15 protein-coding genes are annotated in these 14,240 nt (G+C 40.2%); 7 read left to right on the top strand and 8 right to left on the bottom strand.

Annotation, left to right across the window (positions count from 1 at the left end):
* Positions 1-115 precede the first annotated feature (115 nt).
* The 3 genes from LDM98_RS02365 to LDM98_RS02355 all read left to right on the top strand — a co-directional run bounded on the left by LDM98_RS02365 (position 116) and on the right by LDM98_RS02355 (position 2,617).
* Positions 116-556 (top strand): hypothetical protein, encoded by a 441-nt coding sequence (locus LDM98_RS02365; RefSeq protein WP_223897736.1) that lies wholly within the window; start codon positions 116-118, stop codon positions 554-556.
* 769 nt (positions 557-1,325) lie between these two features.
* Positions 1,326-1,979, top strand: coding sequence for a TetR/AcrR family transcriptional regulator (locus LDM98_RS02360; protein ID WP_223897735.1), 654 nt, complete (start codon positions 1,326-1,328; stop codon positions 1,977-1,979).
* A 29-nt stretch (positions 1,980-2,008) separates the two neighbouring features.
* Entirely contained in the window at positions 2,009-2,617 is a 609-nt protein-coding gene (locus LDM98_RS02355) for a class I SAM-dependent methyltransferase (protein ID WP_223897734.1), read from the top strand.
* 166 nt (positions 2,618-2,783) lie between these two features.
* Here LDM98_RS02355 and LDM98_RS02350 read toward each other — a convergent pair whose 3' ends face one another.
* The 5 genes from LDM98_RS02350 to LDM98_RS02330 form a co-directional block, all read right to left on the bottom strand.
* On the bottom strand, positions 2,784-4,298 hold the full coding sequence (locus LDM98_RS02350; RefSeq protein WP_223897733.1) for a cache domain-containing protein: 1,515 nt from the start codon (positions 4,296-4,298) through the stop codon (positions 2,784-2,786).
* Between the two features lie 558 nt (positions 4,299-4,856).
* The gene (locus tag LDM98_RS02345) at positions 4,857-5,429 is read right to left on the bottom strand and encodes a DUF3365 domain-containing protein (RefSeq protein ID WP_223897732.1); all 573 of its coding nucleotides are present in this window, start codon (positions 5,427-5,429) and stop codon (positions 4,857-4,859) included.
* Positions 5,430-5,467: 38 nt separating this feature from the next.
* Entirely contained in the window at positions 5,468-6,406 is a 939-nt protein-coding gene (locus LDM98_RS02340; protein WP_223897731.1) for a class I SAM-dependent methyltransferase, read from the bottom strand.
* Positions 6,407-6,606: 200 nt separating this feature from the next.
* Positions 6,607-6,900 carry an EF-hand domain-containing protein gene (locus LDM98_RS02335; protein WP_223897730.1) on the bottom strand — a complete coding sequence of 98 codons (294 nt, stop codon included), beginning with the start codon at positions 6,898-6,900 and terminating at the stop codon, positions 6,607-6,609.
* A gap of 226 nt (positions 6,901-7,126) precedes the next feature.
* Entirely contained in the window at positions 7,127-7,777 is a 651-nt protein-coding gene (locus LDM98_RS02330; protein WP_223897729.1) for an EF-hand domain-containing protein, read from the bottom strand.
* Between the two features lie 126 nt (positions 7,778-7,903).
* Between LDM98_RS02330 and LDM98_RS02325 the strand changes: the two genes are divergently transcribed.
* From LDM98_RS02325 to LDM98_RS02310, 4 genes are all read left to right on the top strand, one after another.
* Complete coding sequence (locus LDM98_RS02325) at positions 7,904-9,139, top strand: NAD(P)/FAD-dependent oxidoreductase (protein WP_223897728.1); 1,236 nt, start codon at positions 7,904-7,906, stop codon at positions 9,137-9,139.
* A gap of 87 nt (positions 9,140-9,226) precedes the next feature.
* Entirely contained in the window at positions 9,227-10,810 is a 1,584-nt protein-coding gene (locus LDM98_RS02320; RefSeq protein WP_223897727.1) for a SulP family inorganic anion transporter, read from the top strand.
* A 141-nt stretch (positions 10,811-10,951) separates the two neighbouring features.
* Complete coding sequence (locus LDM98_RS02315) at positions 10,952-11,644, top strand: rhodanese-like domain-containing protein (protein WP_223897726.1); 693 nt, start codon at positions 10,952-10,954, stop codon at positions 11,642-11,644.
* 82 nt (positions 11,645-11,726) lie between these two features.
* Positions 11,727-12,413 (top strand): rhodanese-like domain-containing protein, encoded by a 687-nt coding sequence (locus tag LDM98_RS02310; RefSeq protein WP_223897725.1) that lies wholly within the window; start codon positions 11,727-11,729, stop codon positions 12,411-12,413.
* Positions 12,414-12,415: 2 nt separating this feature from the next.
* Here the strand turns inward: LDM98_RS02310 and LDM98_RS02305 are convergent, their stop codons facing one another.
* The 3 genes from LDM98_RS02305 to mog all read right to left on the bottom strand — a co-directional run bounded on the left by LDM98_RS02305 (position 12,416) and on the right by mog (position 14,228).
* Positions 12,416-13,162: a carbonic anhydrase gene (locus LDM98_RS02305; protein ID WP_223897724.1), complete on the bottom strand. Its 747-nt coding sequence runs from the start codon at positions 13,160-13,162 to the stop codon at positions 12,416-12,418.
* Positions 13,163-13,468: 306 nt separating this feature from the next.
* The gene (locus tag LDM98_RS02300; protein ID WP_223897723.1) at positions 13,469-13,678 is read right to left on the bottom strand and encodes a hypothetical protein; all 210 of its coding nucleotides are present in this window, start codon (positions 13,676-13,678) and stop codon (positions 13,469-13,471) included.
* A gap of 16 nt (positions 13,679-13,694) precedes the next feature.
* A complete protein-coding gene (mog, locus tag LDM98_RS02295) occupies positions 13,695-14,228 on the bottom strand; it encodes a molybdopterin adenylyltransferase (RefSeq protein ID WP_223897722.1) in 534 nt (177 codons plus the stop codon).
* Between the last annotated feature and the right edge of the window lie 12 nt (positions 14,229-14,240).

Below are 14,240 nucleotides of genomic sequence, written 5' to 3'. Positions count from 1 at the left end.
TTCGTTTCTTCCCTTATCAAATAATAGCATATTTCCATAAGAATTATCTACTGTAGTATGTATCAAAAAAAGATTCATTAACCTTATTAGACTATGATTTGTAAAAGGATTCTTAATGCACAAACAAAACTTTCTCACTCTGACACTTATCATTTCAGGTTTGGCCCTGAATCCAGTGATGGCAAATGCTGTGTTCACTACCGTTTCATATCATCAAAATATCAATGATTCTGTCTCATCGAGTATTGCTTCTTTATTATACAGCAGGGGACTAGAGCAAGATGCCGCAGATGAAATTTCTGCAAAATTGGTTAGTGAAGAAGATGACGATTACCTGAAAGGACTCATAGAAGATCTTGAAGGAGCAAATATTGTCAGTAGAAGAGAAGTTTTGGAGTATTTGAGTACAAAGGCTCTGCATAAAGAAAATTTGGATTTTCATTCCTATGATCATCTTGTAGGTATGGTTTCAAAGATCAAACAAAGATCCTTGGATGGTAAGATGTTAAAACAACTTCATAAGATCGTCCAAAACAATAAACAGTTATTTGTGTAGAGATACACAAATAATATATAAAAAAGATCAATAATAACACTTTGGTTAACATAATATAAATTCTATCAAAAAAGAAACTCTCTTCTCTTTCCTGGATCAGTGTAAGGGTTAAATGGTTTTTGAAAAAAAGTTTTTTGTAAAAAACACTTATTTGATCTCTATATATATAATATCTCATGTCAGAACTTTTACATTGCGTTGTATGAAAAATTAAAAAAATGATCAAACATAGATTTTGATGTGTATAAAAATTTTACCTATATGTTAAATATGTCTGATCGGATTTTTTTAACAAAAAGATAAAATATAATTTCTGATCTGATGACAATTTAACTAAACCTCATTTTTTTAACCAATGAAAAAATAATCCAAAACAAAATAGTTAAAATACGAAAACCCTCTTCAGTAAAAATACAACTATCATATAGTTACACCCACACATGAAAAGTTATCTTGCACCAGATGATATAGACAAATTTACATGTGATTCTAATATTTATTAGTATTAGACAGAAGCATCTTTCCATTTAATTTCCAAAAGACAACTGTTATTTATTTGACATCTCGAAAAGTACGGTATACAGGGCAGATGATGGGTTTTTAATGAACACTTGTTCATTGGTGAAATATAGTTATGATAAATAAAAGAACAGATGTTCATATTTAAATCTATCATAGAAAATATAAATGAACAAATGTTCTTTTGATTTAAAATTCCCCACTTGACAAATGAACACTTGTTCACTATAATGTCACTAAAGGAGCCACAATGAACGAGCAGAGCGTTAGTTCTTCCCCTACTAAAGGAAGTAAAACCAAAGATAAAATACTCAAAATATCCCTGAAACTCTTTTCAACTAAAGGATATAAGGCAACAACGGTTAGAGATATCGCTGGGGCTATGGATATGAAACAAAGCGCGCTTTATAACCACTTTAAGAACAAGGATGAGATCCTTGAAACATTGGTAAGTGAACTTACCTCTTCTGCAATAGTCACTATATTTAGCGATAAAGAGGCCTCAGAGCTTTATAGACAAGGAAAGTCTCTCTTAATGTCTATTGCCACTACTTTTAAGCTTATAGGCTTTGATGGGCAAAATGAGGCGCTTTTAAAGCTATTGATGCAGGAGATCTACAGAAATGAACGGATCAGAGAGATCTATAATGAGTATTTCTACCAGGAGAACGTTAAAAAGCTCTCAAGCCTCTTCTTTATGATGATGCAGGATGAGATGATCAAGTCCTCAGACCCACTTTTACTGGCAAATGAGTTCTTTTCTCCCCTATTTTTCTATCAAATGCAGGTTTCTTTGCTAAAATTAGATAAAAAATCGACCTCTGCAGTCGTTTCTATGTTTGAAAAACATGTAGATTTCTTCTGGGATAATATAAAACTGGAAAAACAAGAGACACTGTTTTAGGGACATACTAAATAATATTAAGGATTATGATGGAAACAAAAGTTGATCATTTTGCAGATAAATCAAAAACATGGGACATGAACAGTAAACGTGTACAGAATGCACAAGGTATAGCGGAATTAATAGTAAATAATATAAAGTTGGATAAATCCATGGAACTTATGGATTTCGGTGCAGGTACAGGGCTTTTAAGCTACTTTGTTGCACCGTATGTAGAGAAAATAGTAGCGGTAGACAACTCACCTTCTATGCTACGGGAATTTCAAAATAAGTGTGGTCAATTTTCATGTAATACTGAAGTGATAGAGAAAGATCTGAGTACTGATACACTTGAACGAAAGTTCGATGGCATCATTTCATCTATGACGATCCACCATTTAGAAGATATTCCTGCCCTCTTTGCAAAGTTCTATAGCATGCTTGATGAGCATGGATTTATTGCAATTGCTGATCTGGACAGTGAAGATGGTACTTTCCACAGTGACAATGAAGGTGTCTTCCATTATGGTTTTGATCGACATTTACTTGCCGAGTATGCCCAGGAAGCAGGATTCAAAGATGTGACCTTCAGTTTAGCCAACAAAATAGCTAAACCACATGCAGAATTTACCGTTTTTTTAATGACAGCGAAAAAATAATATTAGAGAATATCAAATGAAATATCTTTGTTTATGCATCTTTACTCCTGTTGCGGCACTGATGATGCTTTCAAAGATCCATGATAAACAGCTAAACTTATTGGAAGAGAGCCCGAATTCTTGAGTCATGGGCATACTACCCATACCATCGGAACTCTTGTAGTGGCTATTTCTCTTCATAAGGACGATAGGCCAGAACGACCCGCCATTCTCGGTTATGGAGTCTGACACTCTGCCAGATAGCGTTTTTTATGGCCTTTTCGTTGGACTCGGGTGAAAGATAGATGTAGCTTCCTTCACCGGTGGGAGCAGAGACGATCTTCTTGCTCAGTTTTAGCAGATTTCCGTAGCCACTATAGATAGGATCGCTGAAGAGCATCCTGCCGATCTCTCCTTTATCCTGGTCGTAGATGATCATGCCGTCAGGCTGCATGATCCAGAGTTCATAGTCATCGGGAATGGTCATGTTTTTAAGCAGGGAGTCGACCAGAAGTTCGGGTCGGATCAGCAGGTTGATGGAACCTGAGAATGTTTTTGTACTGTCATAAAGCGGACGGGATATGACCACTGCCGTAAAATGTTCGACTGCCGTAAATCCCCTGCTGAGCATAGGTGCAGGTTGTTGCAGCATGGCCTTTACATGCTCCTGGGAGTTAATATCCGTATTCTCGAAGTTCTTGTATTCGCGTGGTTCTACGTAACGCATGACCCCCTTCGCATCGACAAAAGAGGCTTCTACAATATCGGCGGTCTCATCAAGGAGTGTATTGAGAAGTCTCCTGATCTCACTCTCTTTTTTGACATCCACCCTGCTTTTTTCGATCAATGCTGCCAGTGATGCGTCAATAGTGTTCAAGCGGCTTTGCAGATCGGGTACAAAGCGATCAAGCGAAAGTTTCAGCTGTGGCGGGGGCGCCGCCTTTGATCCCTCAATCTTAGCAAGGAACATCCACCAATCCATATTTGGCAGTTTCTGGTAATATCCATGACGGAGGCTGTCGAGCTGATACTGTACGGGACCGCTTTGCATTTTTAGGGCTTCTGAAACGGCATCATGCAGTGATTCACTCCCCTGTTTGAGAGCATTCATGAAAATGAAATCACTGTCGTTGTCAAGCATCATCATCCCCTCGGAGTTCAGTACAAACCACGTGTACGCATCTGGCAGGGAAAATTCGCGGTTGAGTTTATCATGCAGCTCATCCAGGAAGACCGAGGCACCGAGTGCACCGGTCGCTTTGCCATCCGTTGTTATGATGGGTGCAGCCATCAGAGCTGACTTCTTCCCGGAGGATCTGCTGTAGATAGGAAAACCCATCACTGGATTTCCGGCAAAGAGCGACTTGAAATAATCCCGGTTGCTAAGATTTAGATTGGTGTAATCGAGTGTCACGGAGTAGTAGTTTCCATCGGGCATAACATAGAAATAGACCCCTGGCGTAACCTCTTTCAGCTGTTTCAGGTAGTGCTTGATCCCTTTCCAGTCACCGTTTTTGGCCTCCGGAGTAGAGGCAATCAGTTCAAGAGACCTAAGCGTATTCATCAACACAGAATCAAGATAGTTCGATGCTGCATTGAGTGTGGTCTTGGGAACTGCCGTCTGCTGGTTTCGGACAGCTTCTTCTGTCCACGCTGAGCTTGCCAGGATGAAAATAAACAGTGCTGAAATGATCTTTTTCATTTTTTCCCCTTCATTCACATTTAATTTTCCAATTACACAACTTTTTCGGCGTTCGCCTTATTCGATAGAAACAGTCATGAACAATTTAATTATATACCTATTTATTCTATCATATTTTTGGATGTCTGGTGTGAAACAATATATGATCTAGAAGAAAATACAGAAGCCTTTTTTGTTATATAAGGCGAAGTGGGATATGCGTTATTTGAAAGAATGAATGATCTTACTTTCTTTCTGATTACAGGAGAGACAGCTGATCACTATGGCTGAAAAAAGATAATGCAGATTAATTTGCTACATCAAGTAATACTCTTATCAATTAGTGGTCATATATCATAAAACTCACAAAAGAAAATTGAAGATACCCATTAACATCATAGATATACAAACGATCTTTCCTGTTTTTTCCAATGCCTGATATTCATTATGCTTAATAGTGCTTTTTTCATTGTTTGCCCTTCCCCGGCTCTTCATCAAAAATATAACATTTTGATGTAACCTTTATGTCACATCAAGAAGAAAACCCGGGGAGAGAAAAAATCCTCAGTCAGAGATCATTTAACGTTTTTTGATCTCAGAGACAATGACTCCTCTAAATGCACCTAAAGTGTAATGACTGGCATTCTCATCAGGATATGATTCCTGGATCACTGCTTGTATCTCAGGAGAGATGTTCTCACCGTGACACTTTAGACATGCTGCTTCTATTACCAATGGTTTGTAGTAACGTGTGGCCTCTTTGGTGTTCACTTTTCTTATCATCATGGCTGCAGCTCTTTTATGCTTGATCGAATCCTCGATCTCTTTCATCACCTCAATATCTTTTTCATCAGGCTTGTTCATACTGTTTCTTGTTCTAAGAGAAGTTCTTCTTACATTGGCATAGTCCGGAAGCTGTGCATTGACCTCGTCTGTAATAGGCTGTGCTTGCGCAGTACAGAAACCAATAGCACCCAAACCACTTGGATCTGCTTGGAGTTGTGCTTTCAATTGACTTTTCAGTGTACCGCCAAGCATTTTGATATATTTGATTCCCTCTTGTGATTCACTGAGCGTTTTCGTACCATGGGACTGTGACGCATGAATACCAGCCGTACAGAGCAAAGATGCCATAAATAGTTGTAATTTCATAGAGATACCTTTTGTTTTGGGATATTTTTAAATTCTACTCAAATTATCTTTGTGGCAGTTAAAAAAATGTACTGCTTTCCTGTAAGTGTGACCCTGAACTTCTTCTGCTGCAAATATTTTTTACAAAAAATGACATCATTAAAGAGCAGTGACATTTCACTCATGGCATAATTGGGTGCTTTGGCCCCATAGATCATCTCTCCCCCTATCCATCGACTGTTCGGAAAACCCAAGATGACAGCAGCATCTTTTTCAAGATGGTTTTGCACCAATGACATAAAAAAAGGCTTGAAGTTGATACTTGGACTTTGCAGTGTGCCTATGCTTACAAGTAGATCGAACCGTCCCAGGTCTAAACGCTCTAGATCATTGATGTCATGTGCATACAGTGTCACATTCTCTTCGGGAAAACAGCTTTCAGCATAGTTGATGGCAGATTTTGAGTGGTCCACTCCTACTAGCTTCATTTTTTCATAGGTGTGTATGTCTAAACTGTTTTTGATGACACTGAACTCATCTCCTGTATTGATGCCGAGGTTCAAGATCGATCTTCTTTGGTTTAACTTGGCATTTTGCAGGGCTTGTGTGTAATAGTAAAGAAATGCAGGTTCTTCCATTTTGTGAATTTGCGAAAAATGGGAGTCCACACCGTATTTTTCTTCTTTCGAACTTGAGGGTCCTGCTGTATGAAAAGAGCTTTGTCTCTCCAGCTTTTTAAAAGTAAGTCTAATCCGAGGATAGGTACTTTTTTGTGGAGTCATCATTTTGCACATTAAAAGTTCTGCCAGGTCTGTCCATGCTTTGTAGCCCCGGTAAATATAGCTTTCTCCTTTTATCTCCAATACTTCACCTGCATAGCCTTCTCCAAGATCAGGATCAACTATTTCAAAACAGAAGATTTTGCCTGCTTCACACACTTTTGCCTTCATACTAAGTGTTGTGATGATCTCCTGCATGGATTGGATAGTAAATGTCAAAAAAGGACTCCCTGTTTCTATATGATATTATTTAGTATTATACCGTGATCTTTTTATTGTGAAGTATTTTATCATAGATGTTTAAAAGGTGGGTTTGTAGTTTATGACCCATTTCCACAAAAGTGGAATGGGTTGGACAAGGTTTATGTATATATCTTGTCGTTATCTACTCTAGACTGTTCATTATCCTTAGCGTCTATTTAGCCAAAGGTGATACAGGCTTGAGTATGATGTATCGTTTTATGTAAAAGAAACTCTTTTTCACTGATAAATCCATCGTTATCGGCATCTATCTCTTCAAATGAATGAGCTTCTCCTGCATTTTTTAGCTTTCGGCCTTCAACGGCCCTCTGCTCCATACGAATAGTACGAGCTTGATCCAATTCACTTTGGGTGATCTTGCCATCATTGTTAAGATCAAATTCGGAAAACGTAGGTTGATCTATAGCCCATGCACCCGAAGCGAACAGTGCTATGATTATTAGCTTTTTCATGGTTTTTTTCCTATGAAATTGGATTTATTTTCTCTGTATCAGAAAATTACTCTACTCTATCAATTAAGTGTGTAAAGTATGTGTATTTCAGAAGCTAAAGTGCTAAAGGAGAGTAATGAAAAATTCAATGTGCTAATTGGTTATATGTCATACTTTTTGTGCGGTATTCTACTATAGTGCAGGAATACCGGCTGTATGACTTCATAGAGGTATCGGTGTTTAGAACCTAGGGACAATTCCCTGACGGACAATTTCCTTTATTTTGCATTCTCTGCGTTTGGTGTACACTGAATTCCTCTTGGCTTATGACACCATCATTATTGGTATCGATCTCTGCAAAACTGGATGCATTTCTCATCATCCCCTGACCTTGTCCCATACCTGCAGCTGGACCATTCCCTACACATTTTTGCTTCTTCCATTCTTTCTGATGTAGTTGAAATTCCTCTTTGTTCAATGCACCATCGTTGTTTTTATCCATATCGGCAAATGCCGGAGCCTTTCCTGCATTTCTCAACATTTTACCCTCTTCGGCTTTCTGGCTCATACGTTTTGCCCGTGCCTCTTCCAATTCACTTTGGGTAATCTTACCGTCATTGTTGAGATCATATTCTTCAAACGTGGGCTGCATACGGGCACAATAGTTACCCTTTCCGCTTTTGCCCATACCCATTCCCATGCCTGTTGTCTGCATATATTTTTGTCGTTCTTCGGGAGTCATGCTTTGCATACGTTTTTGCATCTCTTCTCGAAAATCAGGACGGTCATCCACAGGTACACTTCCACGCATGTTCATCATCTCTTCTGTACTCATTTGAGAAAAATCTGCAGCCCACGCTGCTGAAGCCAACAGTCCTATCATTATTACATTTTTCATATATTTGTTCCTTTGTAGTTGAATGTGTCATTATTCTACTCTTTTCTATGTGTATTCTATGTGAAATGGATGAGGGGTTTATGCAATTTTTTGTTATGATGTTGATTATTTTTATAAGGAATCTTAGTGTCAAAGTATGATCTTATCGTAGTGGGTTCCGGGGCAGCGGGTATGATGGCTGCCATTACTGCTGCACGTGCAGGCAAATCTGTACTTCTTCTCGAAAAACTCTCCAAGATAGGCGCAAAACTCAAAGCGACAGGCGGAGGACGCTGTAACCTGACCAACACACTTTCCAATGAAGAGTTTATGGCACGATTTGGCCGTGACGGACGTTTTATGACACCTGCTCTTGAGACTTTGGATCATAAAGCACTGATGGCATTTTTCAAAGAGCTCGGTGTGGAGAGCCATGCTCCCGATGGCTACAGGGTCTTCCCTGTCACGCATAGTTCTTCAACCATCATTCATGCGATGGAACAGGAGATGCAGCACCTTGGTGTCAAAGTGTTGTGCTCACAAAAAGCTGAGACATTGGAGCATGATGGCAAGAAAGTGACGGGAGTCAAGACGGCCACAGATACATTTAGAGGTGACAACGTTGTGATCGCCACTGGCGGGATGGGTTACCCCGTATTGGGTGCTGAGGGTGACGGCTATCCTATGGCTGAGTCTGTAGGACATAAGGTGACCGACCTCTACCCTGCCATGATGCCGCTCAAGACCAAAGAGAGCTGGGTGAAAAACTGCAGGGCAGATACCATAGCAAAAGTCGCTATGCGTGTTGATATGAAAAAATATAAAAAACTCTCTGCCAAAGGAGATCTTATCTTTACCAAAGACGGCATACGCGGTCCTGTGGTCCTGGATTTTTCCAGGGAGATCACCCCGCTGTTGGGTAAATTTGACGAAGTGCCGATACTTGCCAACTTTACCAAAGGGATGAACGAAGAGCAGATCCGTGACCATTTCAAACTAGAACTGGCCAAAGATCCCCACCGTAACACGCTGCAACTGCTTCAAACCCTGCTTCCTGAGTCTGTAGGTTTGGAACTCTGTAAACTTGCAGAGGTTGACCCTTCACTGGCTTTGAACAAACAGGCAGGAACTGCAAGAGACAAGCTCATTAAACTTCTGGCATGGACACCGCTTACTATCATTGGGCACGACGGTTTTAAAATGGCTATGATCACACGCGGAGGCATTCATCTCAAAGAGATAGACCCCTACACCATGCAAAGCAGGAAAATAAAAGGACTCTATTTCTGCGGGGAGATCATGAACCTTGACGGTCCCTGCGGCGGATATAACCTTCAATGGTCATTTGCCAGCGGATATTTGGCAGGACAATTGCATCATTAACACATCCTATTTATCGTTGTCGTGAAAGAAGTCGTCTGTAAAACTATTATGGTAGAATTCCGACCATAAATAAAGCAAGGAATTGATGTGTTCAACATTCAAAACTATTCGAAACAAAACATTAAAAATGACATTCTCTCCGGTGCATTGGTCGCTGTTGCTCTTGTACCCGAAGCGATAGCATTTTCATTTATTGCCGGTGTTTCCCCGGTGGTCGGGCTTTACGGGGCCTTTATCATCGGTCTTATTACTGCACTTCTTGGAGGTAAACCCGGAATGATCTCCGGTGCTACAGGTTCAGTGGCAGTGGTATTTGTAGGGCTTGGTCTTTCTGTCAAATCCATGTATCCGGATCTCGATACTGAAGCGTTGAGCATAATGGTACTGCACTATATCCTTCTGACCTCCATTATAGCGGGACTCATACAGATAACGATCGGCGTGCTGAAGATGGGTAAGTTCATTCGTCTTGTACCACAGCCTGCCCTCTTTGGTTTTGTGAATGGTTTGGCTATTGTCATAGCCATGGCACAGCTTCCTTTCCTTGCACCTAAAAATATGGACCAATACAGTGGCTGGATGGAGATCATCTCTGCGAGTTTAACTGAAAACTATATCATGTATCTCATTGTAGCTATTACAATGGTAACGATGCATTTTTTACCAAAGTTCAGTAAAGCCGTTCCTGCAGGACTTGTAGCGATCGTAGTGCTGACACTGATCACATATTTTATGCACATCGATACGAAAGTGGTCGGTGACCTTGCAGACCTTTCAAATGTTTCTATGCCTTCGTTCGTGATGCCTTTGTCTGAACTCTTTACGTGGACATCCATGGCCGTGATCCTGCCAACCGCACTTATCGTTGCACTGGTCGGGCTGATAGAGTCACTACTGACCCTCTCAGTACTGGATGAGATGGGAGGAGAGCGCGGTTCAGGGAACAAAGAGTGTATCGCGTTAGGTATCGGGAACTCTACTTCGGGACTCTTTGGGGGTATGGCAGGATGTGCAATGATAGGCCAGTCGGTCATCAACTTTACCTCCGGCGGACTGGGCCGTCTCTCCTCTTTTACCGCAGCGGTGCTGCTTATCACTCTTGTGGTGAGTTTTTCTCATATCATCGCGGTCATTCCTATAGCGGTACTCGTGGGTATCATGTTCATGGTGAGTATCGGTACCTTTGAATTCTCTTCATTGAAGCGTATCAAGCACATGCCCCGTACAGATGCCTTTGTACTGGTTGTGGTGACCATTATCACGGTACTGGAAGACCTTGCCGTGGCTGTGATCGCAGGTATCATCATCTCTGCACTGGTATTTGCCTGGGAGCATGCAAAGATCTTTGCACGTACTTCTACCGATGAGGAAGGAAGAAAGATCTACACACTTGAAGGACCGCTCTTCTTTGCTTCGGTGACCTCATTCAACGAACAATTTGATGTAGAGAATGACCCGGACGTCGTTGTGATAGACTTTAAGGATGCCAGAGTCATGGACAGTTCCGGTGCGGAAGCGATAGACAGCATTACGGATAAATATAAACAAGCCGGAAAAAAACTCACACTTAGACACCTTTCCAAAGACTGTAAGAGTTTGCTCAAAACAGCTGGACCTTTCTGTACCTATGAAGAGGATGATCCGACATATAAAGTCGCAGCCAACGTATAAATAATCTTACTATACGCCCTATACGCCAGCATTTTCCAAGTCATTTAAAATGCTGATGTCTCTCTTCTCTCGTTACACACGCTTTCCATACTCTCTATACTACTATATTCCTAATACTCTAGTGTGTATTAAAGGAAAAGGATGTTTTTTAAATACTGCACATTTGTATTGGTGATCAGCTCTCTGCTCTTGGCAGAAGAGATTGGTCTGGAGTATGAAGGCATAGCGGTCAAAAGCATCGATGCAAAAGGTAAGAGTGTTTATACTATGGTAAAATGGAATATTCCAAAAGAGTGTGAAAGCATACCTGTGACCAATACGATGCTATGGACAGGAAACTACGCCCATCCCAATGTACCTGAAGCATGCAAGTCTACTTTCGTACATACTATGGGTGGTCATATATACCCCATGTATCTGGATACAGATATCCATACCTATGGTGAACTGGAAGTTTTGGCTTTTATCAAACAGATGCAAACGGATGATTCTATGCTGCTTATAGATGTATGTAAAGAAGAGTTCTATCATTATCGGACCATCCCCGGAGCAGTCAATATGCCTTTTAACCACTTTAAAGATCCTACAAACTATGTATTTGAATTTGAACAGCATATGAAGGATCTGGGTGTTTTGGTGAATGAAGAAGATGATAGTTTGGATTTTACCCACGCCAAAACAATCACTCTGTTTTGTAATGGACCCTGGTGCAGTCTATCTGTAACCGCGATCCTGGCTTTGCTTGATCTTGGATATCCTGCAGAGAAAATAAACTGGTACCGTGGAGGAATGCAGGAATGGTTGGCAGCAGGTTTGACCTCTACAAGAAAATGATTTTATAACAGTATACGCTTACACTTCATTACACGCACTTTCTACATACACTATGTTATGGTCATTCAAAAAAGGATGTATCATGTTTTATAAAATGACAATGTTCTCATTATTTCTAACTGTTTTTATAATAGCCGGAGAGCATGGCTTTGAATATGAAGGAGTAGCTGTAAAAACGGTAGATACAGACGGTAAGATAAAACAGGTTGTTGTAAAACGTGAGATCCCGGAAGTCTGTAAAGAAGTACCTCTCAATAATGAGATGCTGTGGACCGGAAACTATGCCAATGCAAAAGTACCTGAAGCATGTAAATCCACCTATGTGAGTACCAAAGGCAAACTTCTTCCCATGCAGTTGCATGAGGATATCGATACCTATGGAGAACTTGAAGTTCTAGCTTTCATAAAAGAGATGCAGGAAAATGACTCTATGATACTGGTTGATGGCCGTAAACAGGACTGGTATGAGTATCGTACCATCCCCGGTGCAGTGAATATGCCTTTTTATCATCTCAAAGAACGTCAAAGTTATGAATTTGAATTTGAACATGATATACGAACATTGGGTGTAAAGATCAATGAAGATGACTCATTGGATTTTACAAAAGCAAAAACCGTTGCAGTATTTTGTAACGGTCCATGGTGCAGCCAATCCGTCGCTATGATCATCGCGCTTCTTGAGATCGGGTATCCAACTGAAAAGATCAAGTGGTACCGTGGAGGGATGCAGGCATGGTTGGCTGCGGGTATGGTGTCTACTAGAAAATAGATCTAGTCAACAACGACTCTCGCATCTAAAGGCTGGATAGGTCTATTGTTATCACCATGCATGATCTTATGGAATTTTGCTACCTGTTCTTTAGAAATACTGAGTGTTTCTTTGAAGACGAACCATCTTACACCTTCTGTACATGGAGGTGTTGTGAGTGAACCATTGAAGCGATAATAATGTTTATCTTTTGGCAATAATTCATTGGCTATCTTGGAATGTTCCAATGTATGTACCTCTCCCTCGTTGGTTGGCAGTTTATCCCAAAATTTTGCTAAAGCCTTATTCTCTTCACCTTCTGTGAACATCACACCCAGTACTGCGATATTCCCATCTTTGTCTATATTCACAAAATGTCCTTCAAGCGGATACGCTTTCCCGTTGATATGGTTTTCACTTGGTGTATGAAAGTGAAACTGTTTCAGTTCAAACACAATGTCATCGACCTTAATTGTACTTCCATGAGCCATATTGATCTGTATGGTATGCCCATTATCAATAACATCTTTAGAATCACTTTGATAGGATGGAGCCAGTGGTGGAAGATTGGCATGAAGTGAATGTGTAATATTGATAGGTGATTGGTTCAATCCTACTCCACATTCTCTATATTTTTCAGAAAGAGATCCCCATTTATCAGGTGTATTGTGACCTGTATAGCCCCAGTGTAAATTCTCTGTTTGTGCTACCGTATCATTGGCCAATAACATTATCGTAGAGGCTAGCAGAGCAGATGTGAATTTTTTCATCAATAATCCTTTTTTGAATTTTCTTGGATTATAAAATGAATTGGATAAAAAAGGCGCATAAAAGAGTTAAAAAACGAATAAATATAATTATTTACGCTTATATGAAAATTATTGTTCAAAATTATTGTAAGGATGTAACAATAATTTTGGTACGTTAAATAAAAAACATCCCTGCAATCAGAGACACAAAGGGTAGAAGCGCTAACAAAAAGATCTTTTTTTGGGTTCTGACTGTTTTGAATACACCCCAGAAAAAGAGGATAACAGTGAAGACAAAGAGGATGAGGATGAGACTATTGGTCATTTTTATTTATCTAACTCTTCTTTTCCCAGTTTATCCACCATTTTGATACTCTCTAAAGCATTATTGAGTATCTTTTTGGTGGATGTCAGAGGTTTCATATGGAGGTTTGTCTGCTTCTTGTCAAGGCTTTCATCCATGAGTACATCCATGACCTCTTTTTCAAGCTCTTGGATGATCTCATTGATCTTATTTTCTATAAAATCTACATTCATATTATTTAGTATGTCCCTATTTTGCTTTAGGTCTGAAGATCTTTATCACATCTTCATTTGCTTCCATGTATGCGCCACCGATAAGATCTATACAGTATGGAACGGCAGGAAAAACAGCATCCAAACATTCACGAATGGACTTTGGTTTTCCCGGTAGGTTGATGATGAGTGAACCATTGCAGATCCCTGCTGTCTGACGTGAAAGTATGGCTGTTGGGACATACTGCAGACTCACTGCTCTCATCTGTTCTCCAAAACCAGGAAGCAGTTTCTGGCACACATTTTCAGTGGCTTCAGTGGTTACATCTCTGGGTGCCGGGCCTGTACCGCCAGTGGTAACGATAAGGTCACACTTTTCATCACGTGAAAGTGTTATCAGTGTGGTTTCTATCAGACTCTGTTCATCAGGTATACATCGGTATTCATACTCGCATTCATTGAGCAGGTACTCTTTCATTGTATCCATGATGGCTACACCTGAGATATCCTCATAGATACCTTTTGAAGCTCTGTCGCTTGTGGTGACAACACCTATTTTTATCTTATCCATATACTATCCTAT

The organism is Sulfurovum sp. TSL1 (genome assembly GCF_019972135.1).
Classification (GTDB): domain Bacteria; phylum Campylobacterota; class Campylobacteria; order Campylobacterales; family Sulfurovaceae; genus Sulfurovum.
The sequence above is the reverse complement of the archived record's forward strand: the minus strand, read 5'-3'. Positions and strand labels throughout refer to the sequence as shown.

What these genes read in the sequence shown, in the direction of transcription:
- mog (WP_223897722.1), bottom strand. Translation starts at nt 14,228, where the DNA reads ATGGATAAGATAAAAATAGGTGTTGTCACCACAAGCGACAGAGCTTCA.
- LDM98_RS02350 (WP_223897733.1), bottom strand. Translation starts at nt 4,298, where the DNA reads ATGAAAAAGATCATTTCAGCACTGTTTATTTTCATCCTGGCAAGCTCA.
- LDM98_RS02305 (WP_223897724.1), bottom strand. Translation starts at nt 13,162, where the DNA reads ATGAAAAAATTCACATCTGCTCTGCTAGCCTCTACGATAATGTTATTG.
- LDM98_RS02330 (WP_223897729.1), bottom strand. Translation starts at nt 7,777, where the DNA reads ATGAAAAATGTAATAATGATAGGACTGTTGGCTTCAGCAGCGTGGGCT.
- LDM98_RS02345 (WP_223897732.1), bottom strand. Translation starts at nt 5,429, where the DNA reads ATGAAATTACAACTATTTATGGCATCTTTGCTCTGTACGGCTGGTATT.
- LDM98_RS02360 (WP_223897735.1), top strand. Translation starts at nt 1,326, where the DNA reads ATGAACGAGCAGAGCGTTAGTTCTTCCCCTACTAAAGGAAGTAAAACC.
- LDM98_RS02365 (WP_223897736.1), top strand. Translation starts at nt 116, where the DNA reads ATGCACAAACAAAACTTTCTCACTCTGACACTTATCATTTCAGGTTTG.
- LDM98_RS02315 (WP_223897726.1), top strand. Translation starts at nt 10,952, where the DNA reads ATGTTTTTTAAATACTGCACATTTGTATTGGTGATCAGCTCTCTGCTC.
- LDM98_RS02335 (WP_223897730.1), bottom strand. Translation starts at nt 6,900, where the DNA reads ATGAAAAAGCTAATAATCATAGCACTGTTCGCTTCGGGTGCATGGGCT.
- LDM98_RS02300 (WP_223897723.1), bottom strand. Translation starts at nt 13,678, where the DNA reads ATGAATGTAGATTTTATAGAAAATAAGATCAATGAGATCATCCAAGAG.
- LDM98_RS02355 (WP_223897734.1), top strand. Translation starts at nt 2,009, where the DNA reads ATGGAAACAAAAGTTGATCATTTTGCAGATAAATCAAAAACATGGGAC.
- LDM98_RS02310 (WP_223897725.1), top strand. Translation starts at nt 11,727, where the DNA reads ATGTTTTATAAAATGACAATGTTCTCATTATTTCTAACTGTTTTTATA.